Source organism: Candidatus Pelagibacter sp. PS_02, from assembly GCF_059418065.1.
The window spans coordinates 311,890-335,374 of record NZ_CM182079.1 but is presented as its reverse complement, the minus strand read 5'-3'; the positions used below and the strand labels follow the sequence as shown (position 1 = coordinate 335,374).

General features: G+C 28.6%; 25 protein-coding genes. 8 read left to right on the top strand and 17 right to left on the bottom strand.

Going from position 1 to position 23,485, the window contains the following annotated elements:
• The first annotated feature begins 33 nt into the window (after positions 1-33).
• Positions 34-1,440, top strand: coding sequence for a type I glutamate--ammonia ligase (glnA, locus tag AC5SL4_RS01775; protein WP_011281912.1), 1,407 nt, complete (start codon positions 34-36; stop codon positions 1,438-1,440).
• 6 nt (positions 1,441-1,446) lie between these two features.
• Here glnA and AC5SL4_RS01770 read toward each other — a convergent pair whose 3' ends face one another.
• The 9 genes from AC5SL4_RS01770 to AC5SL4_RS01730 are packed head-to-tail and all read right to left on the bottom strand — an operon-like array spanning position 1,447 to position 7,840.
• Complete coding sequence (locus tag AC5SL4_RS01770) at positions 1,447-1,617, bottom strand: hypothetical protein (RefSeq protein WP_006997167.1); 171 nt, start codon at positions 1,615-1,617, stop codon at positions 1,447-1,449.
• A gap of 58 nt (positions 1,618-1,675) precedes the next feature.
• Positions 1,676-2,008 (bottom strand): HesB/IscA family protein, encoded by a 333-nt coding sequence (locus tag AC5SL4_RS01765; RefSeq protein ID WP_020169243.1) that lies wholly within the window; start codon positions 2,006-2,008, stop codon positions 1,676-1,678.
• Positions 2,008-2,304, bottom strand: coding sequence for an iron-sulfur cluster assembly protein (locus AC5SL4_RS01760; protein ID WP_011281910.1), 297 nt, complete (start codon positions 2,302-2,304; stop codon positions 2,008-2,010). The genes AC5SL4_RS01765 and AC5SL4_RS01760 overlap by 1 nt, the downstream gene beginning before the upstream one ends.
• A gap of 3 nt (positions 2,305-2,307) precedes the next feature.
• Positions 2,308-2,778: a Fe-S cluster assembly sulfur transfer protein SufU gene (gene sufU, locus AC5SL4_RS01755; protein ID WP_006997170.1), complete on the bottom strand. Its 471-nt coding sequence runs from the start codon at positions 2,776-2,778 to the stop codon at positions 2,308-2,310.
• On the bottom strand, positions 2,778-3,995 hold the full coding sequence (locus AC5SL4_RS01750; RefSeq protein WP_006997171.1) for an aminotransferase class V-fold PLP-dependent enzyme: 1,218 nt from the start codon (positions 3,993-3,995) through the stop codon (positions 2,778-2,780). Before AC5SL4_RS01750 ends, sufU begins: the two co-directional genes overlap by 1 nt.
• Positions 3,992-5,236 (bottom strand): SufB/SufD family protein, encoded by a 1,245-nt coding sequence (locus tag AC5SL4_RS01745; RefSeq protein ID WP_006997172.1) that lies wholly within the window; start codon positions 5,234-5,236, stop codon positions 3,992-3,994. The genes AC5SL4_RS01750 and AC5SL4_RS01745 overlap by 4 nt, the downstream gene beginning before the upstream one ends.
• On the bottom strand, positions 5,237-5,971 hold the full coding sequence (gene sufC / locus AC5SL4_RS01740; RefSeq protein WP_271480634.1) for a Fe-S cluster assembly ATPase SufC: 735 nt from the start codon (positions 5,969-5,971) through the stop codon (positions 5,237-5,239). It abuts the gene before it with no gap.
• Positions 5,971-7,413 (bottom strand): Fe-S cluster assembly protein SufB, encoded by a 1,443-nt coding sequence (gene sufB, locus AC5SL4_RS01735; RefSeq protein WP_006997174.1) that lies wholly within the window; start codon positions 7,411-7,413, stop codon positions 5,971-5,973. Before sufB ends, sufC begins: the two co-directional genes overlap by 1 nt.
• 1 nt (position 7,414) lies before the next feature.
• On the bottom strand, positions 7,415-7,840 hold the full coding sequence (locus AC5SL4_RS01730) for an RrF2 family transcriptional regulator (protein WP_006997175.1): 426 nt from the start codon (positions 7,838-7,840) through the stop codon (positions 7,415-7,417).
• 136 nt (positions 7,841-7,976) lie between these two features.
• On the opposite strand from AC5SL4_RS01730, the gene AC5SL4_RS01725 reads away from it, so the two are divergent.
• Positions 7,977-8,633: an alpha/beta hydrolase gene (locus AC5SL4_RS01725; protein WP_494587493.1), complete on the top strand. Its 657-nt coding sequence runs from the start codon at positions 7,977-7,979 to the stop codon at positions 8,631-8,633.
• Positions 8,634-8,635: 2 nt separating this feature from the next.
• Here AC5SL4_RS01725 and AC5SL4_RS01720 read toward each other — a convergent pair whose 3' ends face one another.
• Positions 8,636-9,763 (bottom strand): anhydro-N-acetylmuramic acid kinase, encoded by a 1,128-nt coding sequence (locus AC5SL4_RS01720; protein WP_006997177.1) that lies wholly within the window; start codon positions 9,761-9,763, stop codon positions 8,636-8,638.
• Positions 9,764-9,807: 44 nt separating this feature from the next.
• Between AC5SL4_RS01720 and tyrS the strand changes: the two genes are divergently transcribed.
• The gene (gene tyrS, locus AC5SL4_RS01715) at positions 9,808-11,037 is read left to right on the top strand and encodes a tyrosine--tRNA ligase (RefSeq protein ID WP_006997178.1); all 1,230 of its coding nucleotides are present in this window, start codon (positions 9,808-9,810) and stop codon (positions 11,035-11,037) included.
• On the opposite strand, the gene AC5SL4_RS01710 is transcribed toward tyrS, so the two are convergent.
• Genes AC5SL4_RS01710 through AC5SL4_RS01700 form a run of 3 tightly spaced genes read right to left on the bottom strand, consistent with a single transcriptional unit; the run spans position 11,034 to position 16,654 of the window.
• Positions 11,034-13,226 carry a hypothetical protein gene (locus AC5SL4_RS01710; RefSeq protein WP_494587492.1) on the bottom strand — a complete coding sequence of 731 codons (2,193 nt, stop codon included), beginning with the start codon at positions 13,224-13,226 and terminating at the stop codon, positions 11,034-11,036. The genes tyrS and AC5SL4_RS01710 overlap by 4 nt on opposite strands.
• Complete coding sequence (gene prfB / locus AC5SL4_RS01705) at positions 13,226-14,275, bottom strand: peptide chain release factor 2 (protein WP_494574383.1); 1,050 nt, start codon at positions 14,273-14,275, stop codon at positions 13,226-13,228. The genes AC5SL4_RS01710 and prfB overlap by 1 nt, the downstream gene beginning before the upstream one ends.
• A gap of 45 nt (positions 14,276-14,320) precedes the next feature.
• Positions 14,321-16,654, bottom strand: a complete 2,334-nt coding sequence (locus AC5SL4_RS01700; RefSeq protein WP_494587491.1) for a penicillin-binding protein 1A — start codon at positions 16,652-16,654, stop codon at positions 14,321-14,323.
• A 102-nt stretch (positions 16,655-16,756) separates the two neighbouring features.
• On the opposite strand from AC5SL4_RS01700, the gene AC5SL4_RS01695 reads away from it, so the two are divergent.
• Positions 16,757-18,616 carry an Rne/Rng family ribonuclease gene (locus AC5SL4_RS01695; RefSeq protein ID WP_494587490.1) on the top strand — a complete coding sequence of 620 codons (1,860 nt, stop codon included), beginning with the start codon at positions 16,757-16,759 and terminating at the stop codon, positions 18,614-18,616.
• On the opposite strand, the gene AC5SL4_RS01690 is transcribed toward AC5SL4_RS01695, so the two are convergent.
• Positions 18,613-19,386, bottom strand: a complete 774-nt coding sequence (locus AC5SL4_RS01690; RefSeq protein ID WP_006997183.1) for a thiazole synthase — start codon at positions 19,384-19,386, stop codon at positions 18,613-18,615. The genes AC5SL4_RS01695 and AC5SL4_RS01690 overlap by 4 nt on opposite strands.
• Before the next feature lie 2 nt (positions 19,387-19,388).
• Positions 19,389-19,607: a sulfur carrier protein ThiS gene (gene thiS, locus AC5SL4_RS01685; RefSeq protein WP_006997184.1), complete on the bottom strand. Its 219-nt coding sequence runs from the start codon at positions 19,605-19,607 to the stop codon at positions 19,389-19,391.
• A gap of 16 nt (positions 19,608-19,623) precedes the next feature.
• Here thiS and aroQ point away from each other — a divergent pair, with 16 nt between their 5' ends.
• The 3 genes from aroQ to accC are packed head-to-tail and all read left to right on the top strand — an operon-like array spanning position 19,624 to position 21,823.
• Positions 19,624-20,064 carry a type II 3-dehydroquinate dehydratase gene (gene aroQ / locus AC5SL4_RS01680; protein WP_494587489.1) on the top strand — a complete coding sequence of 147 codons (441 nt, stop codon included), beginning with the start codon at positions 19,624-19,626 and terminating at the stop codon, positions 20,062-20,064.
• Complete coding sequence (locus AC5SL4_RS01675; RefSeq protein WP_006997186.1) at positions 20,061-20,486, top strand: acetyl-CoA carboxylase biotin carboxyl carrier protein; 426 nt, start codon at positions 20,061-20,063, stop codon at positions 20,484-20,486. The genes aroQ and AC5SL4_RS01675 overlap by 4 nt, the downstream gene beginning before the upstream one ends.
• Positions 20,486-21,823: an acetyl-CoA carboxylase biotin carboxylase subunit gene (gene accC, locus AC5SL4_RS01670; RefSeq protein WP_006997187.1), complete on the top strand. Its 1,338-nt coding sequence runs from the start codon at positions 20,486-20,488 to the stop codon at positions 21,821-21,823. Before AC5SL4_RS01675 ends, accC begins: the two co-directional genes overlap by 1 nt.
• Here the strand turns inward: accC and AC5SL4_RS01665 are convergent.
• Positions 21,820-22,227, bottom strand: coding sequence for a DUF2155 domain-containing protein (locus tag AC5SL4_RS01665; protein ID WP_006997188.1), 408 nt, complete (start codon positions 22,225-22,227; stop codon positions 21,820-21,822). The two genes, accC and AC5SL4_RS01665, sit on opposite strands and share 4 nt — an antisense overlap.
• Complete coding sequence (locus AC5SL4_RS01660; protein WP_006997189.1) at positions 22,187-22,546, bottom strand: NADH-ubiquinone oxidoreductase subunit NDUFA12 family protein; 360 nt, start codon at positions 22,544-22,546, stop codon at positions 22,187-22,189. The genes AC5SL4_RS01665 and AC5SL4_RS01660 overlap by 41 nt, the downstream gene beginning before the upstream one ends.
• A 115-nt stretch (positions 22,547-22,661) precedes the next feature.
• On the opposite strand from AC5SL4_RS01660, the gene AC5SL4_RS01655 reads away from it, so the two are divergent.
• Positions 22,662-23,483: a TSCPD domain-containing protein gene (locus tag AC5SL4_RS01655; RefSeq protein ID WP_006997190.1), complete on the top strand. Its 822-nt coding sequence runs from the start codon at positions 22,662-22,664 to the stop codon at positions 23,481-23,483.
• Positions 23,484-23,485: the final 2 nt, after the last annotated feature.

Sequence of the window (23,485 nt, the reverse complement as noted above, 5' to 3'; positions counted from 1 at the left end):
TAATTGACCACAAAATTTAAAAAAGGAGAAACTATGACTGCTGCCAATGTTCTAAAATTCATGAAGGAAAAAGAAGTTGAATTTGTTGATTTAAGATTTACTGACCCTCGAGGAAAACTTCAACATTTAACAATGGATCACACTATCGTTGATGAAGAAATGTTAAATGAAGGTGTATTTTTTGATGGTTCATCTATTGCTGGTTGGAAGGCAATTAACGAGTCTGACATGATTTTAATACCTGATACTTCTAGAATGATTATGGACCCTTTTACATCTCATAATACTCTAATCCTTTTTTGTGATATTTTAGATGCTGTTAAAAGATCTCCTTATGAGAGAGACCCAAGAGGAACTGCTAAAAAAGCAGAAGCATATTTAAAAAAATCTGGCATTGGTGATAAAGCCTTTTTTGGTCCTGAACCTGAATTTTTTGTTTTTGATGATGTTAGAATTAATAATGATCCAAACAACACTGGTTTTAAAATAGATAGTAAAGAAGGTCCTTATAATTCTGGAACAGAGTATGCAAATGGAAATATGGGTCATAGACCTCCAGTAAAAGGTGGTTACTTTCCAGTCCCTCCAGTTGATAGTGAACAAGATATGAGAGGTGAATACTTAAAAAGTTTAAAAGAGGTAGGTATTAAAGTTGAAAAACATCACCATGAAGTAGCACCAAGTCAACATGAACTTGGTATGTACTTTGGAACACTTGTTGATCAAGCTGATAATGTTCAATTATATAAATATGTAGTTCAAATGGTTACACATTCATTTGGAAAAACAGCAACTTTTATGCCAAAGCCGATTGCAGGAGATAACGGTTCAGGTATGCACATTCATCAATCAATTTGGAAAGACGACAAACCAGTTTTTTCTGGTGATGCTTATGCAGGGTTATCTGAAACAGCACTTCACTATATTGGTGGAATTTTAAAACATGCAAAAGCAATTAATGCTTTTTCAAATGCTACAACAAATAGTTATAAAAGATTAATTCCAGGTTTTGAAGCCCCTGTTCTGCTTGCTTACTCTGCAAGAAATAGATCTGCTTCATGTCGTATACCAATTTCATTAAGTAAAAATGGTGCAAGATGTGAAATAAGATTTCCTGATGCTTCAGGAAATCCATATTTAACTTTTGCTGCTATGCTTATGGCTGGTTTAGACGGAATTAAAAATAAAATACATCCAGGCGAATCTTTTGATAAAGATCTTTATGAATTACCTCCCGAAGAAGTTAAAAACATTCCAACTGTTTGTGGATCATTAAGAGAAGCAATGGAAAGTTTAGATAAAGATAGAGAATTTTTAACTGAAGGTGGTGTATTTACTGATGATCAAATTGATGCTTACATTGCATTAAAATTTGAAGAGATACATAGATTTGAACACGCACCTCATCCTGTAGAGTTTGAGATGTATTACAGCAGCTAAGACTAATTACTGTCTAGTTGTTGCGATTGTATCTTTGTTAATTCCTTTTTTGACAACGTAATCCTGTGTGCCATTAGCACCAGTGTTTACTTCTTTTCTAAGAGTCTTGAAAAAAGTTCTTTCTTTCAGTGACTTTTCTAGAGATTTAACAAGATTTTTAAATTCAAATTTATTCATAACTAATTGATACCATAGATATGTGATATTTGCAATACTGATATGCGTTTAGGTAATGTTATACTTTAAATGACTCGCCACAACCACAACGTTCAGATTCATTGGGATTATTGAATACGAATGATGATGAAAATTCTTCTTTTTTATAGTCCATTTCAGTGCCTAATAAGTACATAACAGCTGCAGCATCAACAAAAACCTTAACACCCTTATCTTCAATTATTTCATCTGAAGGATTTATTTCTTTTGCATATTCCATTACATAAGACATGCCAGCACAACCACCAGATTTAACTGCAACTCTAACACCAATTGAATTCGACTCAACTCCAGACATAATTTCTTTAATACGACTTGCAGCATTATCACTTAATTTAATGATAGGGTTCATTATAGATTTAACTCCAATTTAGCAGCTTCAGACATCATTGATTTTTCCCAAGGTGGTTCAAAAACTAAATCTAGATCAACCTCTTCAATGCCTTCTACTTGCATTGCACTATCCTTAACTTCCTGCGGTAAGCTTTCTGCAACAGGACAATTTGGTGTAGTCAAGGTCATTATAATTTTAGCTTTAGACTCGTTTACTTTAACATCATAAATTAAACCTAATTCATAAATATTGACCGGTATCTCTGGGTCATAAATTTTTCTAATTTCTGCTATCACTTGTTCTCTTAAATCCATAATTTAATCTAATTTTTCAGTATTAATTTCTTCTTGAGTATTGTCAATTGCAGAAATTAAGGTATGCCATGATAAAGTCGCACATTTTACTCTCATTGGATATTGTTTTACTCCTGACAAGCACATTAATTTAGTTTTTTCATCTTCTTCTAGGTTTTTTGATTTTAGCTCAGGGTTTTCTTTAATCATACCTAAAAAGTCATTTACAATTTCTTTAACTTCCACTTCTTCTTTGCCTTTAATTAAATCAGTCATAATTGATGCTGAGGCCATTGAAATTGCACAGCCACTACCTTCAAATGAAATATCTTCTACTTTTTTATTTTCATCAAGTTTTAAAAATATATGTACATTGTCACCACATAATGGATTCTTACCCATTGCATCTTTATTAAAATTTTCAGTTTTTCTTAAGTTACGTGGATTTTTACCATGCTCTAAAATTATTTCTTGATAAAGTTCTTTTATATTCATTAGAGATTAAAAATTTTCTTACAGTTATTGATAGAATTATTAAGTTGATCTAAATCATCTTTTGTATTGTAAACACCTAATGAAGCACGTGCACTTGCAGGTATTCCTAATTTGTCATGTAGGATTTGACAACAATGATGACCTGCTCTAATAGCAACACCATCTTCATCCAATATTGTAGCTATGTCATGTGGATGAACACCTTCTATAGTAAAAGATAAAACTGCTGATCTATGTTTTGGGTTACCAATTAATTTAACTGAATTATTTTTTCTTAAAATTTCTTGACCATATTCGATTAATTCTTGCTCATGTTTAATCATGTTTTCAATTCCGATTTTTTCTAAAAATTTTATAGATTGATCAAATGCTATAACTTGTGCTGTAGCCATTGTTCCGGCTTCATATTTATTGGGTAAATCACCATATGAAATACTATCTTTTTTTACATCTTGAATCATTCCACCACCACCTTGATAGGGTGGTAATTCCTCTAGCCACTTTTTCTTTGCATATAAAACACCAAGACCTGTTGGCCCGTACATTTTATGGCAAGAAATAGCATAAAAATCACAGTCTATGTCTTGCATATCAAGTTTTAAATGAGGAGCACCTTGGCATCCATCTACTAAAACCGCAATACCTTTTGAATGAGCAAGTTCTGTTATTTCTTTAACTGGTAAAACTGATCCCGTTACATTTGATAAGTGTGTAATAGCAATTAATTTTGTTTTTGATGTAATTTTTTTTTCAATGCTTTCTAAAGTAATCTCTCCATCATCATTAATTTCTGCAAACTCAATCTTTATACCTTTAGATTGTCTTAAAAAATGCCAGGGCACGTAATTAGAATGATGTTCAAGTTCTGTTATAAGTATTTCATCCCCTTCATTTAAAAATTTTTGACCATAGGTATTAGCTACAAGATTAATTGCCTCAGTCGCACCTTTAGTGAATACAATTTCATTTTTATCTTTAGCATTAATATATTTTTGAACAGAAGATCTTGTATTTTCATAAAGATTAGTTGCAGCTACCGCTAAGTAATGAACGCTTCTACCTGTGTTTGAAAATTCATTTGTATAAAAATCATTAACTCTATCAATTACAGATTGTGGTTTTTGAGATGAGTTAGCACTATCAAGATATACAAGATCATTATTATGAACTTTATTATTAAATATTGGAAATTCTTTTTTAATATTTTCTATACTCACTCTACAACTCCCATCATCTCTTTGATTAAATTTTTGATTTCTAAATCAGTAATTTTTTCAACTGCATCCATTAGAAAACCATTAATCAATAATTCTTTTGATTGCTGATAACTTAGACCTCGAGACATTAGATAAAATATCGAGTCTTCGTCTAGGTTACCTGAAGTTGATCCATGTGAGCATTTTACATCATCTGCATAAATTTCAAGTTCAGGTTTACCATCGAATTCTGTATTTTCATTTAAAAGTAAAGCTTTACTTAGTTGGTACCCATTTGTTTTCTGTGCTTTTTGATCAACAAAAATTTTACCTTGATAGATACCTTTAGAATTGTCATTTAAAACCGTTTTGATTAATTGATAGCTTTTTGTATTTTCTGCTAAATGATTTATGTTCGTTTTAATTTCATGATGTTGTAAGTTTTTTAAATTTATCACACCATTAATAAATGCTGAACTGTATTGATCATTTAAATTACAATTTACTTCATTTTTGATAAATTTAGATCCTGTTGAAAAAATAAAATTTTCAGAAATACTATTTTTTTCAAGATTAATATTATTATAAAAATATTTAATATTAGAATTGGTTTTATGATCAATTTTGTAGCTTTTAAGGATTGCATCTTGAGCAATATCAAAATTTTGATTTATATTAATGAAATTATTTTGAGACTGATCATCGAATATAGTAACTAATTTCAAGTTACTATTTTTTTCTAACTTAATATCTGTTCTTAAATTGAGTGCAGTTGAATTAACATTCTCAGTAGTTATATTGTATAAAACTAGAGGTTTATTTAATGAATAATTCTCTTTAACGGTAATACCTATATGTGCGCTAGCAAGAGCATGATTTAATGATACTAATGGATTAATTCCATTGATATTATTACTTAAATCTAAACCATTATTAATTAATACTTTAGTGTCATCCTCGTACTTAATGTCTACTTTTGAAATAACTCCATTAATAAAAATTATCTTATTATGTTCAAACTTATTAATTAAAGATAATTGATCTTTAGGTTCGTAAGTTTTATCGTTATAAAAACTTAAATTTTTAATATTAGATGATATTATTTGATTTAAATCTGAAAATTTCCAATCTTCAATTCTTTTATTTGGAAAGCCTTTATCAATAAAATTTGTTAAATTTTTTTTTCTAAACTCAATATTGCTTTCAGAAAATTTTAAATTTTCTGTCATCTTATTGAAATCTGATTTTAGTTGTTCAATCATTTAACTAAGAGTTTCGTAACCTTTGCTTTCTAATTCCATTGCTAATTCAGATCCTCCAGATTTAACAATTTGACCATTAATTAAAACATGAACAAAATCTGGTTTAATATAATCAAGTAATCTTTGATAGTGGGTAATGATTAAAAAAGAACTATCTTTACTTCTTAATGCATTCACACCCTCAGATACTATTTTTAAAGCATCAATATCAAGCCCAGAATCTGTTTCGTCTAAAATAGACAGCTTAGGATTTAGGATAGACATTTGAAGTATTTCATTTTTTTTCTTTTCTCCACCAGAAAACCCTACATTTAATTGTCTGCTTAATATTTTTTCATCAAATTTTAATTCTCCAGCTTTTTGTTTAACTAATTTTAAGAATTCAATAGCATCTAGTTCTTTTTCACCTTTAGCTTTTTTAATTGCATTTAAAGATGTTTTTAAGAATATATTAGTATTAACCCCTGGTATTTCTAATGGATATTGGAATGCTAAAAATATTCCTTTATGAGCTCTTTCTTCAATCTCTAATTCTAAAAGATTTTCATTAAAATACTTTACTTCACCAGTTACAGTGTATCCTTTTTTCCCTGAAAGAACATTTGATAGAGTGCTTTTTCCAGATCCATTAGGCCCCATAATTGCATGCACCTCTCCTGGTTTAATTTCTAAATTTAAACCTTTTAAAATTTCTTTATTATCAATATTCGCTTTAAGATTTTTAATTGTTAACATTAACCAACACTCCCTTCTAAACTTATTCCTACTAATTTTTGAGCTTCAACAGCAAATTCCATTGGCAATTGTTGCAGAACCTCTTTGCAAAAACCGTTAACAATTAAACTAACAGCCTCTTCTTGATTTAAACCTCTTTGATTACAATAGAATAATTGTTCATCGCTAATTTTAGATGTGGTTGCTTCATGCTCAATATTTGAGCTAGAATTTTTATTCTTTATGTATGGAACAGTATGCGCTCCACACTTATTACCCATCAAAAGAGAGTCGCATTGAGTAAAATTCCTTGCATTGTCAGCATTTTTTGCAATATCCACTAAGCCTCTATAAGTATTATCTGCAAATCCAGCTGAAATACCTTTTGATATTATTTTGCTTTTTGTATTTTTACCCAAATGAATCATTTTAGTACCTGTATCTGCTTTTTGATGATTGTTTGTTATTGCTATTGAGTAAAATTCTCCTACAGAATTATCACCCATCAATATACAGCTTGGATATTTCCATGTAATTGCTGAACCTGTTTCAACTTGTGTCCAAGAAATTTTTGAATTTTTTCCTTTGCACAAACCTCTTTTAGTTACAAAATTATAAATTCCACCTTTTCCATCTTTGTCTCCAGGATACCAATTTTGTACAGTTGAATATTTTATTTCAGCATCATCTAGTGCAACTAATTCTACATTTGCTGCATGTAATTGATTTTCATCTCTCATTGGTGCTGTGCATCCTTCTAGATAACTTACATAACTTCCTTTATCTGCAATGATTAAAGTTCTTTCAAATTGACCTGTTTCAGTAGCATTAATTCTAAAATAAGTTGACAGTTCCATTGGACACCTTACTCCTTCAGGAATATATACAAATGAACCATCAGTAAACACTGCAGAGTTAAGTGTTGCAAAATAATGATCTGATATTGGAATTACAGACCCTAAATATTTTTTTACTAATTCAGGATGATCTTGTATAGCTTCTGACATAGAGCAAAAAATAATTCCTTTTTTATTTAACTCACCCTTAAAAGTGGTTGCAACAGAAACTGAATCAAATACAGCATCAACTGCTATTCCATTAAGTCTTGCTTGTTCTTGAAGAGGTATTCCAAGTTTATTATAAGTTTCTAATAATTTTGGATCTAATTCGTCTAAACTTTTTGGTTTGTCATCCATGCTTTTCGGTGCTGAATAATAATAAAGATCTTGATAATCTATTTTGGGATATTTAGGTTTTTGCCAATTGGGTTCTTTTAATTGCTTTAATCTTTCAAAGGCTTTCAATCTCCAATCAAGCATCCATTGTGGTTCTTTTTTAATATTTGAAATAAACTTAATTACTTCTTCATTTAAACCCTTGGGTGCTCTAGTATTTTCAATATCAGTTGAAAATCCATATTTATAATCTTTTAATTTTTCTATTTCTTTTTCTCTTGCATCCATTTTAATTTCTACTTTCTGAAGAATTGCTTATAAGATCTTTTAAATTTTTTTGTTCGAAAAAATGATTGATATGAACTTCAAGTTCGTCCCATAAATTATGAGTGATACATTTCGTAGTCTTACTATTGCATCCTTTTTTAGATTCCTTCTTGCATTGAACAGTTTTAACTTCTTCATCTACGGCACTAAGTATGTTTGCTAATTTAATTTCTTCTGGTTCTTTGTTTAAGATATAACCTCCATTAGTACCCCTAATACTTTTTACGATATTATATTTTTTTAACTTAGAAAAAATTTGTTCTAAAAAATCCAAAGAAATACCTTGTCTTAACGATATATCTCTTAAAGATACTGGATTAACACTATTGAACTTAGCAAGATCAGCTAAAGCCATTACTGCGTATCTACCTTTTGAAGTTAATTTCATATTATCCTTATTTAAGTAGGCTTTTTATACAAACCTGACTAAATTAGTCAAGTATACAATACATAAAAAAGATAACATATTGTCGCTCAGTTATGATATGTGTATTTTTTTTTGAGAATAATAATCAATATCATTTATGGACAATAAAATAGTTGAAGTTTTTATACCTGGGCCTGCTGGAAGAATGGAGGCAAAGTATTACAAAAGTGAAAAAATTACATCACCAATAGCGTTAGTATTACAACCTCATCCTCAATATGGAGGAACAATGAATAATAAAGTTGTGGTTGATACGTTTCATACTTTTATGGAAAATGGATTTTCTGTATGTAGAGTAAATTTTAGAGGTGTTGGAAAAAGTGATGGTGAATTTGATAATGGTCAAGGTGAGCTAGCTGATGCTGCTGCAGCATTAGATTGGTTAGAGCGTGAAAATTTTGATAACTCACAATGTTGGGTTTCAGGATTTTCCTTTGGGTCTTTAATTGCAATGCAATTGTTAATGAGAAGACCAGAAATAAATAGATTTATTGCAATTTCGCCACAACCAAATGTTTATGACTTTTCATTCTTATCTCCATGTCCAACTTCAGGTTTAATGATTTATGGAAAAAAGGATGAGTTAGTTCCCTTAGAACATATTACAGATCTAGATAAAAAATTGAGTGCCCAAAAAGGTATTAAAGTTGACTTTCAGGCTATAAATGATGCTAATCATTTTTTTACTAAAACAGAAGACGTATTAGTAAAATGTTTAGATAAATATATCAAAAAAGAATCTGCTTTATTTTAATCTTAATAGTTTTTAACTAAAACCCCACCTATTGACGGTTTTTTGACATTTGTAGTATTGGGGAATGAAATTACTTTTTTAAGTGCAGACCTAATTGCAAGATAAGCAAAAGCTTGAGACTCGATGAAATCACCATCAATTTTATAATCATCAATTATTTTTAAATAAATATTTTTTGGTAGTCTTTTTCTTATGCTCTCCATTAATGAAAGGTTTTTTCTTCCACCACCACAAACTATTATTAATAACTTTTTATTTTCTTCACTGTTGATTGATTTTAAAATTGATTGATAAATTATTATTGCTGTAAAATCTACTAATGTAGATAAGCCATCCTCATATGTGAGACCTTTTACAAAACTTAAATCAAAATCTTTTATATCAAATGAAAGTTTTTTTTGATTACTTATATTGTCAAAATTATCAATCGCTTGATTTAGAATAACTTCACTTGTTTTTCCTATATTTGATGCTTTTCCATTTTCATCATATTTCATTTGTGTGTGTCTTCTAACCCATTCATCTAAAAGACAATTACCAGGACCTACATCAAAACTTTTTAAATCTTCATTATTTTTTGAGATAACAAGAGTAATATTTGCGATACCTCCTATGTTTAAAACACAAGCAGGTTTCTCTATTTTATTCTGGTTTATAAGTAAGTTGTGAAAGATTGGAGCCAATGGAGCTCCTTGGCCTCCATTATGAATGTCATTTTCTCTAAAGTTATAAACTACATTTTTTTTTAAAAGACTTGATAGTAAATTGCCATCTCCTATTTGTTTTGATATTTTTTCCTGAGCATTGTGAAAAATTGTTTGACCGTGAAACCCAACTATATCTACATCTACTCCTGCATTCTTTATAATTTCTTTGCTAATTTTTGCATGAAATAAGGTAATTTTTCTCTCAAGCTCGTTAATTTGATAAGAATTATCTTGTAAATCTTTTATTGAATTTATTTTATCTCTTAGATTTAGTAAGTTTGAGTAAATTAACCCATCATACTCAAAATATTTATCAAATATAGGCTCATAGTTACTTTCACCATCTGATTTAATAATTGATGCATCAACCCCATCCATAGATGTGCCACTCATTAACCCTAAAGAAGTATAAAATTTTTCCATTCTTATTTTTAAAGTAAATATTGTATATTCTAGATAGCATATTTATGAATAAATTTTTAAAAGAATTTAAAGATCGTGGTTTCTTTTACCAGTGTACAGGTGAAGAAAATCTATCTCAATTATTAGATAAAGAAAAAATCAGAGCTTATATTGGTTTTGATTGTACAGCTGAAAGTCTTCACGTTGGTAGCTTACTTCAAATTATGTGTCTTAGATTGCTCCAAAAACATGGCCACCAACCAATTGTTTTATTAGGAGGGGGTACTACTAGAATAGGTGATCCATCCGGAAAAGATAAAACTAGGACAATTTTATCTGAAAAAGAAATAGAAAAAAATATAAATAATATTGAAAAAATTCTAAAAAATTTTTTAGATGATAAAGATCCAGAGACAAAACCTATATTTGTTAATAACTACACATGGCTTAAAAATTTAAATTATATTTCTTTTCTAAGAGATGTTGGAAAACATTTTACTATTAACAAAATGTTGAGTTTTGATAGTGTCAAAATTAGATTAGAGAGAGAGCAGTCATTAAGTTATATGGAATTTAACTATATGATTTTACAAGCATACGATTTTTTAGAATTAAACAAAAAAGAAAAATGTATGCTTCAAATTGGTGGCTCTGATCAATGGGGTAATATCGTTAATGGAGTTGATCTTATAAAAAGATATTCAAATAATCATGTTTACGGTTTAACGACACCTCTTATTACATTAGCCTCAGGTGCAAAAATGGGTAAAACTGAATCTGGAGCTGTTTGGCTAGATAAAAAATTTCTTTCATCATATGACTACTGGCAATTTTGGAGAAATATTGATGATCGAGATGTCTTAAAGTTTTTAAAAATTTTTACAGATATTAATGTTGATGAAATTGAAAATATTAAAGATGACAATATTAATGAGTTAAAAATTTTACTTGCCAACAAAGCTACTTCTATGTTGCATGGAGAAGATGAGGCAAGTAAATGCCAAGAAACAGCCAAACAAACATTTTCTGAAAATTCGTTAGGTGATAATCTGCCAACAACTCACATTAATAAAAAAATGTTAGATGATAATATAAGTATTCTAGATTTGGTAATTTTATCAAAATTAGAAAGTTCTAAAAGTGAAATTCGAAGATTAATTAAAGGGAATGGAATTAAAATAAATGGTCAGGCTATTTCTGATGAAAAGTTTTTAATTACTGAAGATTTATTTAAGAGTAGTTTAATTAAACTTTCACTTGGCAAGAAAAAACATATTAAAGTTGAGTTAATTTAGTTCTTTTTAATTTTTTCTAAAGTTCTTGTTATAAATCTAGGTGTTAGTGTTTTAATTGGATTAACTGTTGTTGATAAATTCTTTGGAGGTCCTTTTATTTTAAAACTTACACCAAAAACACCTTCTCCCGTTTTTTCTCCTATTAGTATTTTACCCAGTAGTGGAATTGAGGCTATAGATCTATTTATAGTTGTTGCTGGAACCAATGTTCCTCTTAAGCTAACCAATTTCTTTGATTTAATATAACCATCCATTAATATAGAAATAGCAGGTCCAATTGCATACATTTCTTCAATATTAGTAAGACCTTTTTGACTTGAATATCTCATTTCAAAATCGGTAAATCTTATTCCCTCACCCGTTAAAAGATCTGCAATACCTTGAAGTGACGCTAGGCTTAAAAGCTTAGCAAAAACAGGTACCTCTTTAACTTTAAAGTTATCAATAATTAATACAGAATTAGAAACACCATCTTTTTTTATAGAATTAAAATTTAGATAACCTTCTTCAAATCCTTTAATGAAATCATATCTTTTAATCAAAGGTTTTGGGTAGTTTGAAAAGAATTTTGTAATAGTTTCATTTTGGTTATTAGTTTCAATAGATAAGTTCATTTTTTTATTGTTAGAAAAAGTAGATGCTAGATTTAATTTATCTAATTTATTATTTTTAAAAGTGAAGTATCCAGCTAAATTTTTAGTATAATCGTTTTTATTTATATAAGTTGTACCTATTTTAATATTAAATTTAGAATTAAAATTTTCAAAAATTGTAGTACTTTCATCATCACTCATGCTCTTGTTAATTAACTGTGTTGCATCAAAACTTTTACCATTTATGGAAAAATTAGATTTATTTTTTTTTAGCTCTAAATTGTTAAGAAGATCATTTTTATTTCGATAATTAAGTTTAATGTAACTTAAATCTTTAACTTTAAAATTTTTACTAAACATTAAATCTTTAATTAAAATTTGATTATTCTTTTCTGTTATAGAAATATCATTTAATATCAATTCTTTATTTTTTTTGTAAATACCTTTTAATAAAATTTCTGAACTGTTTCCTTTTTTCTTTTTATAATCTAAAAAATTTATTGTTAATGGATTATTTTTAATATTAAGGTTTGTATTAAATGTTATTTTTCTATCATCTTTAATAACGTTGTAAGATAATTGTTCAGACTCGTCTCCAATATAGATATCTCCATCTCCCCTAATATCCAATATACCTTTTATTAATTTAATTTTAATTTTATGATCTTTAAATTTAATTTGCTCTGCATAATTAGGTAAAAAAGTTTTTAAATTAAGGGGATTTTTAACTATTTGAAAATTTTCTAAGTTCAAGATGGTCTCTAGTTTTAAATCTTTTAATTTTAATTTTTTGTTAATATTGAAAGAAAAAATATTTACAGAATTAAAGTCAATTTTTTCTATCTCTATATTGTTTGGTAAATCACCAAATATAGGTTTTAATTTTTTTATATCAAAATTTTGTTCTTTATTTGCCACTTCTCCATCAACAAAAAATATATCTTTCTTTTTTTCAATTTTGATTAAGGGCGATTTTAATTTTATACTATTAAGATTTGTTTCTATCTTTTTTAATGTTAGTTGATTGTTGCTTATATTAAATAAAAGGTTTAAATCATCAATTTCAACCTTGTTAAAAATATTAAATTTTGCTTTTTTGACAGTCCCATTTATTTGATAATTGTTTTTTATTTCTCCATCTGAATCAAATTTAAGATTTATTTCTGTAGAAATTAATCCCTCTTTAGTGATGTTGTCTAAAACAAAAAGTTGTGGTGATCCTTCAACTGTTCTTGTTAATGAGATTAAATCTTTGATTTTAATTTCTTTTGTTGAAATTTTTAAATCATCAATAGAAAACTGATTACTTATAAAAGATTTTAATGAAATATTGCTAGTAATGTCTTTTAAATCTAGACTTTTATCTTCCAATAATATTTTAGGGTTTTTTGTTGAAATATTGATACTAAAATTCAGTGGGTTTAATAGATAATTAACCTCATTTAATGAAAGGTTAATTTTTTTATTAATTTTTGAAACATTCTTTATAATTTCTTTATTAAACTTGTCAGTTTTTACTCCATAGAGGCTCAAGTAAATAACAATTGTTGCAAGCGTTAATATTAATATTACAAGAATTTTAACTATTTTTTTCATTATTTAACTTTATATAACGAACTTTCTAAAAAATCATCAATCTCACCATCTAAGATTTTATCAGGATTTGAGCTTTCAAAGTTAGTTCTATTATCTTTTACCATTCTGTATGGGTGAAGTACATAAGATCTAATTTGATGACCCCAACCAATTTCTGACTTGGAAGACTCTACTGTTTGGCTTTCTTGTTCTTTTTTTTTTAATTCAAAATCATATAGTCTTGCCTTAAGCATATTCATACAGGTATCTTTATTTTTATGTTGTGATCTTTCATTTTGACATTGAACTACTATTTTAGAAGGTAGATGGGTTATTCTTACCGCACTATCTGTAGTATTCACATGTTGCCCTCCTGCTCCACTTGATCGATAGGTGTCAATACGTAAATCTTTTTCATTAATTTCTATTTCAATATTTTCATCTATGACGGGATAAATCCAGATACTTGCAAAACTGGTATGTCGTCTAGCTCCAGAATCAAAAGGAGATATTCTAACCAACCTATGAATTCCTGACTCAGCTTTTAACCATCCGAAAACATAATCACCCTCAATTTTAATAGTTGATGATTTTATGCCTGCTTCCTCTCCCTTATGTTCGCTAATTAATTCTGATTTAAAATTCTTAATATCTGACCATTTTAAATACATTCTTCTTAACATTTCTGCCCAATCCTGGCTCTCTGTTCCACCAGCACCGGCATGAATTTCTATATAGCAATCTAAACTGTCAGTTTCATTTGACAAAAAACATTTAGTTTCATTTTTTTTAGCTAATTTTTTTAAATTTTTAATACTCTCAAGAACTTCGTTTATGACAGATTGATTTTTTTCTTCTAAAGCAAGTTCGTTCAATTCATCAAGATCAATTATCGATTTAGATGAATTTTCATATGAATTTATTAATTCTTCATATAATTTTTTTTCTTTAATAACTTTCTGAGAATTTGCTTTATCTTGCCAAAAATTAGTTTCTAATATTTTTTGGTTATTCTTTTCTAGTTTTTTATGAATATCATTTTTTTCAAAGGTACTCCTTAACTCTTTGATTGATTTTTTCTATTTCAGATTTGTAATTTAAATATTCATTGTCCATTAGTAGAACCTTAATATATTATTATTTTTTAATCTATTATTAATATCTTTATTTAATAAATTTTCTACTTTCACTTCTTTATAAGCTTCAATAATTGTTCTTCTTGTTCCAATTTCAGCTTTTTCTCCTGTAATAGGATCAATAACTTTCATTAAAATATTTTTTGCAACTTTAAACGGTCTTGCATCTTCTTTTTTTACAGCTTTTTTTACAAAGCTTTTAAAAATTGGTAATGCTGTTTTTGCTCCTGTTTCATACCTTCCAAGCGATCTTGGATTATCTGAACCTACATAAACTCCTATTACTAATTTTGAAGTAAATCCTATAAACCATGTATCTGTATTTCCATTTGTTGTGCCTGTTTTTCCAGCCAAATCCAAATTTAAATCTTTTAAATTTTTTCCTGTTCCATTTTGAACAGTTCCCTCCAATATCGAGGTCATTTGATATGCTGTTTCTGGGGAAAATATTTGCTCAAAACTGTCCTTTATATTTGGATAATTGTCACTTAAGTGAGATATTTGATCACAATTTATACACTCTCTCATTTCATTATTAAAAATTGTAATCCCTTCACTGTCTTGAATTCTATCTATCATTATTGGTTTAACTAATTTTCCTCCATTAATAAATGAAGAGTATGCTGATGTTAGCTTCAATAAAGTTGTCTCTGCAGAGCCTAATGAAATTGATAAAAGCTCGCTGGGATTTTCATAAATACCAAGTTTTTTTGAAAAATTAACAATTTTTTTAACTCCAAGATCTTGTGCAATTCTGACAGTCATCAAGTTTCTAGATTTTTCTAACCCCATTCTAAGTGTTGATGGTCCATAAAATTTTTTACCGTAGTTTTCAGGTTTCCACATTTTTAAATCAGATCCTTGCTCTAAAACTAGTGGTGCATCTAGAATTAAAGTTGATGGTGTATATCCATTCTCAAGAGCTAAAGCATAAACAAAAGGTTTGAAAGCAGAACCTGGCTGCCTTAGTGCTTGTGTGGCTCTATTAAATTCACTTTTTTTAAAGCTAAATCCACCGCTTAGAGCTAATACCCGTCCAGTAAAAGGGTCCATAACAACAATCCCTCCATTAACTTCTGGCAGTTGCCTTAAGGCAAATATATTTTTATTTATGTTTTCAGTATAAATAACATCCCCAATTTTCAATATTTCATCAAAATCTTTTTTTATCCACGAGATGTTTTCGTACTTAATAATTCCTTTTTTTTCATATTCCGATTCAATTTCTATTGAAAATTTATCTATCTTTTTAACTATTGCTAAATCCCAATTAATTGATCTTTCTAATCTAAATTTATCTAAATCTTTATTCCATTTTTCTAAATTTTTAATATTAGTCAATGGACCACGCCACCCTTTTCGTTTATCGTATTCGATAAGACCTTGTCTCAATGAGTCAGTTGCAATTTTTTGCAAGCTAATATTAATAGGTGTACTTATATTTAATCCTTGTTTGTAAACTTTATCAAATCCTAATTTTTCAACTACATCTTTTCTAATATCTTCTACATAATAGTTAGTATCTTCTGTAAATATTTTTTTTCTTTTTTTTAATATTATTTTTTTCGACAAAAGCTCTTTTTGATTTTGTTTGCTTATATAATTATTTTCAAACAAATTGTTTATAACTAAATCTCTTCTAAATTTTGCAAGTTCTATATTTTTATACGGGTTATATCTACTTGGAGCCTTTGGCAGAGCTGCTAATAAAGCTGCTTCTTCATAATTCAATTCACTAATTGATTTGTCAAAATATTCTAAGCTAGCAGATGCAACGCCATAAGTACCTTCACCCAGATATATTTGATTTAAGTATAGTTCTAATATTCTTTCTTTTGAAAGAGCTCTTTCTATTCTAAAGGCAAGAATTGCCTCTTTAATTTTTCTATTTAAACTTACTTCGTTTGTTAATAAAAAATTTTTTGCCACTTGTTGAGTTATTGTTGATGCACCTTCCAATCTTCTTGATGCAACTACATTGGAAATGTTATTAATTATTGCTCTTAACACTCCTTTGGCATCTACTCCTGGATGCGAATAGAAATTTTTATCTTCTGCAGATAAGAAAGCATTAATCACTTTTTCTGGTATTGATTTATAGGGTACAAATATTCGTTTTTCTGATGAAAAATCATTCACCAACTCACCATTCCCTGAGTAAACTTTACTAGAAACTGATGGTTTATAATTTTTGAGGAATTTATAATCTGGCAAATTGTTAGAAAAAGCCCACAAAACAGCTAATACAGAAAATGCAGATAACAAACCAACGCTTAAAACTACTATAAATATATTTTTAATTATTCTATGCATTTTAGTTTAATATATATAAGAATTTGTTAAAGTTAAGGCATCAGAATTCAAACAAAATTTAAAATTATTTAAATATAAAATGAAACAATTAATCAAAAATATATGGAAAAAAATTTATACATTGATGCTTCGCATCCAAATGAAACAAGAGTTGTACTTAAGTCAGGTGAAAACATTGAAGACTACGAGTACGAAGGCTTAAAAAACAATTTAATAAAAAATAATATCTACCTTGGCAAGGTAAGTCGAGTAGAGCCATCTTTACAAGCTGCATTTATTGATTTTGGAAGAGATAGACACGGTTTTCTATCCTTTAACGATATTCAATCTGACTATTATCAAATACCTCAGAGTGATTTAGCAAAAATAAAAGAAGAAGAAGAAAAAGCCAGAGAAGAACTATTAAAAAAAAGTGAGTTAGAAGAACAAAAAAATATTAACGAGGGTAATCTTGATATTAATGATCCAGTTGAAGTAAAACTTGAGTCTGAATTTGAAACCAATGATCAGGTAGCAGAAGGGAGTGATACTCCAATTACAGATACCACTCAAGTAGATGAAGATAAAGAGCAACCTTCGCCTGTATTACACGGTAGAAAACCTGAAACAAGATTTAGATCTAAAAGATATAAGATTCAAGAAGTTATAAAACCTAATCAAGTAATTTTAATACAAGTTTTAAAAGATGAAAGAGGACAAAAAGGTGCTGCGTTGAGTACTTTTATTTCTATAGCAGGTAAATATATTGTCCTAATGCCCAATACACCAAAAGGTGGTGGCATATCTCGTAAAATATTTAACCCAGGAGAAAGAAAAAAAATTAGAACTATTTTAAACGATATAGTTATTCCAAAAGAAATGGGGCTTATTGTAAGAACTGCAGGATCAAACAAAACAAAAAATGATATTGATCATGATCTTCAAACTTTGATTAAAACTTGGAATGAAATTAAAGAAAATGCATTAAACTCTATAGCTCCATCATTAATCCATCAAGAAAGTGATATTATAAAAAGAACTTTGAGAGATATGTATGATGAAAGCACAAATAGTATCGTCATTGAAGGTAATGAGGGTTACAAAAAAGCCCAAAACTTTATGAAGTTAATGATGCCCTCTCATGTAAAAAAAATAAAAAAATATAGAGAAAAAGTTCCTTTATTTTTTAAAGAGAACATTGAAGAAAAATTAAATCAAATTTATGACTCAGAAATAAAACTAAAATCAGGAGGTTACCTAGTTATAAATCCAACTGAAGCACTAGTTTCAATTGATATAAATTCAGGAAGCTCTATTAAACAAAAAAATGTAGAAAGTACTGCTTTAGACACTAATCTTGAGGCAGCAGAAGAGATATCTCGACAAATAAAAATAAGAGATCTGTCTGGTCTAATTATTATTGATTTTATTGATATGTTGAGTTTTGGAAATAGAAGGTTGGTTGAGAGAAAACTTAAAGAACAATGCAGAACTGATAGGGCAAGAATTCAAATTGGAAGAATTAGTACATTTGGACTTTTAGAAATGTCTAGACAAAGATTAAGGGAAAGTGCTGTAAAATGGAAAGTTACACTTACAGATGAGTCTTTTGCGATGAAGATTCTTAAATTAGTCGAGGTTAAAGCTGTTTTAACAAAAGCAAAATTTGTAGAACTTAAGATTTGCGAAAAGATATCGGACTTTATGAAAGAAAACTTTATTGAAGATTTAAAGTATTTTGAAGAAAAAAACTTAATTAAGATCGATATAATTGCAGATAACAGTCTTATTATTCCTGAATACATAATTGATCTTCAAAACAAAACTAAAAAAACAATAGAAATAGTTCAACATATAGAAAAGTTAAAAAACCTAGAAGAGCAAAAAAAAGAATTTAAATCTTTTGAAAGTCCTATTAAAAAAAAGCCTTATAAAAAAAAACCTTTTTTTAAAAAGAAATTTTTTAAAAAACCAGTAGCCTAGATAATTCCAGTTTTTGGAGAAGATGCGCTTCCATATATAGATTTTTCTATACGACCTGCTAAATAAGATTGTCTTCCTGCAATTACTCCATTTTTAAATGCCAGTGCCATTTGAAATGGTTTTTTAGCTTTGGCAATTGCAGTATTAGCCAACACTCCATCACAACCTAACTCCATGGCAATAGCTGCGTCTGACGCTTGTCCTAAGCCAGCATCAATTATCAAAGGAAGCTTTGTTTGGCTTCTTATTATTTTTATGTTTGTTGTATTTTGAATTCCAAGGCCAGATCCTATGGGTGCTGCGAGAGGCATAATTGCACAAGCTCCTACATTCTCTAATCTTTTAGCCATTAAAGGATCATCATTACAGTAAACCATTACTCTAAATCCTTCTCTAGTTAAAACTTCTGTAGATTTTAATGTTTCAATCATATCTGGAAATAAATTTTTTTTATCTCCTAAAACCTCAAGTTTTACCAGTTTCCATCCACCAATTTCTCTTGCTAAACGTAATGTTCTAAGAGCCTCTTCAGAATTAAAGCAGCCAGCAGTGTTTGGTAAGTAAGTTATTTTTTTTGGATCAATGTAGTCCATCAATAAAGGTTTTTTTTTATCAGAAATGTTTACTCTTCTCACAGCAACAGTAACAATTTCTGCTCCAGATAATTTAATAGCTTTCGCACATTCTGCCATACTTTTATATTTTCCAGTTCCAACTATTAATCTGGAATTAAATTTTTTTTTATCAATTATTAATTTATCGTTAACCAATTTTATCCACCTCCAATAAAATGAACAATTTCTATTTTGTCATTATTTTTTAGTTTTATAGTTTTTAGATTATTTTTATCTATTATTTCTTGATTTAATTCAATTGCTACTTTTTTAAGAGGTATTTTTAGTTCTTTTAAAAAAATTAAGAGGCTTAAATTTTCATTTATTGTTGAAAATTTACCATTTAATTTAATTTTTATTTTTTTTATTTTTTTCATAATGTATAAGAATTTGATGAGTAATAATATTATAATTATTAATGGTCCTAATCTTAATCTATTAGGTGAAAGAGAACAATCACAATATGGATCAATAACATTTGATAAGTTAAAAGAAAATTCTTTAGATAAAGCTAAAGATTTAAATATTAATTTAGAATTTTCCCAGTCAAATATAGAAGGCGAAATAGTTACAACCATCCAAGAGGCTAAAAGTAAATTTGATGGTATAATTATTAATGCTGCAGGTTTTACACATACATCTGTAGCTATCAGGGATGCTTTAGATATTTATAAAAAACCAATTATTGAACTTCACATATCAAATATATATAAAAGAGAAGAATTTAGACGCAAATCTTTAATCAGCGATATTGCTACTGGTGGAATTTTTGGTTTAGGTGATAATGGTTATATTTTAGCCATAATTGCAATGCAAAACATGTTACAGAAATGAAAATAGATAAAAATATCATTAAAGAATTAACAGACTACTTAAATGAATTCAATTTAACTGAAATTGAATACACTGATAAAGATACTAAAATAAAAGTATCAAAATCGAATCCAGCTAGTTCAAATCAAACTGTAAGTGTTTCTGCTTCAACACCAGCCCTTGATACAGTTAAGTCAACTGTTGTGTCTGGAACTGAAGTTAAATCTCCTATTATTGGTACAGCTTATCTTGCTGCAGAACCTGGTGGTAAAAAATTTGTAGAAGTTGGTAAAAAAATTAAAAAAGGTGAAACGGTTATGATAGTTGAGGCTATGAAAACTATGAACCACGTTCCATCAACAGCAGATGGAATTATAAAAGAAATCTGTGTAGAAGATGGCCAACCTGTTGAATACGGCCAAACTATTATCATCGTAGAGTAATGTTTAAAAAAATTCTAATTGCAAACCGAGGGGAAATTGCAGTCAGAGTTATAAGAGCTTGCAAAGAATGGGGTATAGCAACTGTCGCTGTTCATTCTGATGTTGATAAAGATAGTATGCATGTAAGACTGGCAGATGAAAGTGTATGCATTGGCTCACACCAACCTGCAAATAGTTATTTAAATATCCCAGCTTTGATGTCAGCAATAGAACTTACAAAAGCAGAAGCGGTTCACCCTGGATATGGTTTTTTATCTGAAAATGCAAATTTTGCTAAGGTACTAGAGGAAAATAATATTAAATTTATTGGTGCTTCTTCTAAACTCATAGAGATGATGGGAGATAAAATTCAAGCAAAAAAAATTGCAAAAGAACATGGTCTACCTGTTATTGAAGGTTCTGAAGGCGGAATAACAGACATAAAGGCAGCCAAAGAACTTTGTAAAAAAATAGGCTTTCCAGTTCTGATTAAAGCATCCGCAGGTGGTGGAGGCAAGGGAATGAAAATCGTTCGTAAAGAAGAAGAATTTGAAACATTATTTTCAACAGCAAAGTCTGAAGCACAAAAATATTTTGGTAATGATGAAATTTATATTGAGAAATTTTTCCAAGATCCAAGGCATATTGAAGTTCAGGTATTATCTGGAAAAAATAGAACAGTACATTTACATGAAAGAGACTGCTCAGTTCAAAGAAGACATCAAAAATTAATAGAAGAAACTCCTAGTCCAGTTTTAACAGATCAGATCAGAAAAGATCTTTTTGAAAGAACTGTAAATATGGTTAGTAAAATTGGTTATGAGGGGGCTGGAACTGTTGAATTTATATATGAAGATGGAAAATTTTATTTTCTAGAAATGAATACCCGAGTTCAAGTGGAGCATCCTGTAACTGAAATGGTAACTGGTATTGATATTATTAAAGAGCAAATTTGGATAGCATACACTGGTGAAACAGCTTTAAAACAAAGTGACATTAATCCTAGGGGGCATGCAATAGAATGTAGAATTAATGCAGAGGATGCGAGTAAAAATTTTCAACCTTCACCTGGAACTATAGGAATGTGTCACCAACCATCAGGTTTTAGAACAAGAGTAGATGGTGCAATTTTTCAAGGTTATAAAGTTACACCATTTTACGATAGTATGATTTGTAAAGTCATCACTCATGGCAGAAATAGAACTGAAGCAATACAAAGAATGAATCGATCTTTAGATGAATTTGTCATTGAAGGAATAACAACAACAATACCTCTTCATAAAATTTTACTAAATCATAAAAAATTTATTGAGTCAGACTTTAATGTTAGCTGGCTAGATAATGAAAAAGTATTCTAATAACATCTTGTTAACCAAATATCATATACTGGATGATCAAAAGGATTTACTGCAGGACTAGATGAAAAGGTCCACCCATTAAATATAAACACTTCGTTGTTATCATTATTAATCGTATCTTTAACCTGAATATAAGATGTAATTTCTGGGTTGTCATCAAATTCAGAGTTTTTGCATTTGAGACTTTTTATTAATAAACTTTTAAATCTTAGCTCCTCTCCTATCTTTAATTTTAAAAGATCGGTCTTTGAACTTACTTTATCTAAAATCTTTATTTCAACAAATTTTCCTTCACTATTTTCATTAGCTACTAGGGGTGATGATATGCTTGTTAAAAAAAAATAAATTAAAATAAATAAGAAACTAACTTTTCCAGATTGTATATTTTTTTTTAATAGGATCATTATTTTTATTAGGATGATAGGCATTCTCAGTACCCGTTTGATTTGATTGATGCGGTTTTTGCCAATCATATTTTTTCAATTCATGATTGTTTTCAATTCTATTATTAGTGAAATGCATCCAAGAGTACCATTCATTAGGGATTTTCGATGCATCAATTTCATCATTGTAAATCACCCATCGTTTTCCAGATTTACTTTCGTAATATTTGTTGCCACTAGAATCTTTTCCAGCAAGTTTTCCGTAAAAAATAGTTTTTAATTTTGTACCTAGTGTTTCTTGGTTCCACCAAATGAAAATTTTTTTTAAAAGTGTCAACATATTATTTTATTAATTCTTCAATCCTAAATTGTATTATTTAAATTAGACTAAAGTAAGGATTTGTATATAAATTAATTATCTTACGATTCAAAATAAAAAATTAATTAAAGGAAAAATGGCAAAATATTTAGTAGAAACTTATTATACTTGTAGCTTTAAAGTTAATCATTATCTGGATGATATTAATGAAACAGAGTTGGCAAATCTTGAAAAACGGGACGATGGAAAATTTGAAGTTTTAGACGTTAAACTTGATACAAGAAAAACAAAAAGTTTAGATGCAAATAATAAAGTAACCGAAACTAAAAAAATAGATATTATTACTGAGCAAAGCAAACCTAAGGTCATTTCAAAAGAAAATAATACTAATTTTGTTAAAAAAATTAACGAGGGTGTCAGTAAAAGATTTAGTATGCCTGATAGAAGAAAAGGTTACATCCAAAAAGCGACAATTGGTGACCATAAAGTTTATCTCCATACTGGTGAATATGAAGATGGTAAAATTGGAGAAATTTTCATAGACACAAGTAAAGAGGGTGAGCTGGTAAAAGCTTTGATGAACAATTTTGCAATAGCAATTTCACTTGGACTTCAATATGGCGTTCCTTTAGATGAGTTCATCAGTGCTTATGTTGATACTAAATTTGAACCATCTGGAAAAGTACACGGTAATGACAGAATAATGAGTGCTTCTTCAATACTTGATTATATTTTTAGAGAATTAGCAATTTCATATCAAAATAGAGAAGATCTTGCTCACACTCCATCAATTGGTGGATCAGATAGATCTTTACCTGAGGAAGAAAATACTGAGGATCAAAATCAATTACTTAAAATTATAAAAGATGTTACTAGCAAAGGTTTTGTTAGAAATAACTACAAAAAAAATCTTGTTGATTTATCTGACGTTAAGATAAGTTTAAAAGGTAAAAAGTAATA

Coding starts and splice junctions, on each gene's coding strand:
- glnA (WP_011281912.1), top strand. CDS start 34: ATGACTGCTGCCAATGTTCTAAAATTCATGAAGGAAAAAGAAGTTGAA.
- AC5SL4_RS01770 (WP_006997167.1), bottom strand. CDS start 1,617: ATGAATAAATTTGAATTTAAAAATCTTGTTAAATCTCTAGAAAAGTCA.
- AC5SL4_RS01765 (WP_020169243.1), bottom strand. CDS start 2,008: ATGAACCCTATCATTAAATTAAGTGATAATGCTGCAAGTCGTATTAAA.
- AC5SL4_RS01760 (WP_011281910.1), bottom strand. CDS start 2,304: ATGGATTTAAGAGAACAAGTGATAGCAGAAATTAGAAAAATTTATGAC.
- sufU (WP_006997170.1), bottom strand. CDS start 2,778: ATGAATATAAAAGAACTTTATCAAGAAATAATTTTAGAGCATGGTAAA.
- AC5SL4_RS01745 (WP_006997172.1), bottom strand. CDS start 5,236: ATGATTGAACAACTAAAATCAGATTTCAATAAGATGACAGAAAATTTA.
- sufC (WP_271480634.1), bottom strand. CDS start 5,971: ATGTTAACAATTAAAAATCTTAAAGCGAATATTGATAATAAAGAAATT.
- sufB (WP_006997174.1), bottom strand. CDS start 7,413: ATGGATGCAAGAGAAAAAGAAATAGAAAAATTAAAAGATTATAAATAT.
- AC5SL4_RS01730 (WP_006997175.1), bottom strand. CDS start 7,840: ATGAAATTAACTTCAAAAGGTAGATACGCAGTAATGGCTTTAGCTGAT.
- AC5SL4_RS01725 (WP_494587493.1), top strand. CDS start 7,977: ATGGACAATAAAATAGTTGAAGTTTTTATACCTGGGCCTGCTGGAAGA.
- AC5SL4_RS01720 (WP_006997177.1), bottom strand. CDS start 9,763: ATGGAAAAATTTTATACTTCTTTAGGGTTAATGAGTGGCACATCTATG.
- tyrS (WP_006997178.1), top strand. CDS start 9,808: ATGAATAAATTTTTAAAAGAATTTAAAGATCGTGGTTTCTTTTACCAG.
- AC5SL4_RS01710 (WP_494587492.1), bottom strand. CDS start 13,226: ATGAAAAAAATAGTTAAAATTCTTGTAATATTAATATTAACGCTTGCA.
- AC5SL4_RS01700 (WP_494587491.1), bottom strand. CDS start 16,654: ATGCATAGAATAATTAAAAATATATTTATAGTAGTTTTAAGCGTTGGT.
- AC5SL4_RS01695 (WP_494587490.1), top strand. CDS start 16,757: ATGGAAAAAAATTTATACATTGATGCTTCGCATCCAAATGAAACAAGA.
- thiS (WP_006997184.1), bottom strand. CDS start 19,607: ATGAAAAAAATAAAAAAAATAAAAATTAAATTAAATGGTAAATTTTCA.
- aroQ (WP_494587489.1), top strand. CDS start 19,624: ATGAGTAATAATATTATAATTATTAATGGTCCTAATCTTAATCTATTA.
- AC5SL4_RS01675 (WP_006997186.1), top strand. CDS start 20,061: ATGAAAATAGATAAAAATATCATTAAAGAATTAACAGACTACTTAAAT.
- accC (WP_006997187.1), top strand. CDS start 20,486: ATGTTTAAAAAAATTCTAATTGCAAACCGAGGGGAAATTGCAGTCAGA.
- AC5SL4_RS01665 (WP_006997188.1), bottom strand. CDS start 22,227: ATGATCCTATTAAAAAAAAATATACAATCTGGAAAAGTTAGTTTCTTA.
- AC5SL4_RS01660 (WP_006997189.1), bottom strand. CDS start 22,546: ATGTTGACACTTTTAAAAAAAATTTTCATTTGGTGGAACCAAGAAACA.
- AC5SL4_RS01655 (WP_006997190.1), top strand. CDS start 22,662: ATGGCAAAATATTTAGTAGAAACTTATTATACTTGTAGCTTTAAAGTT.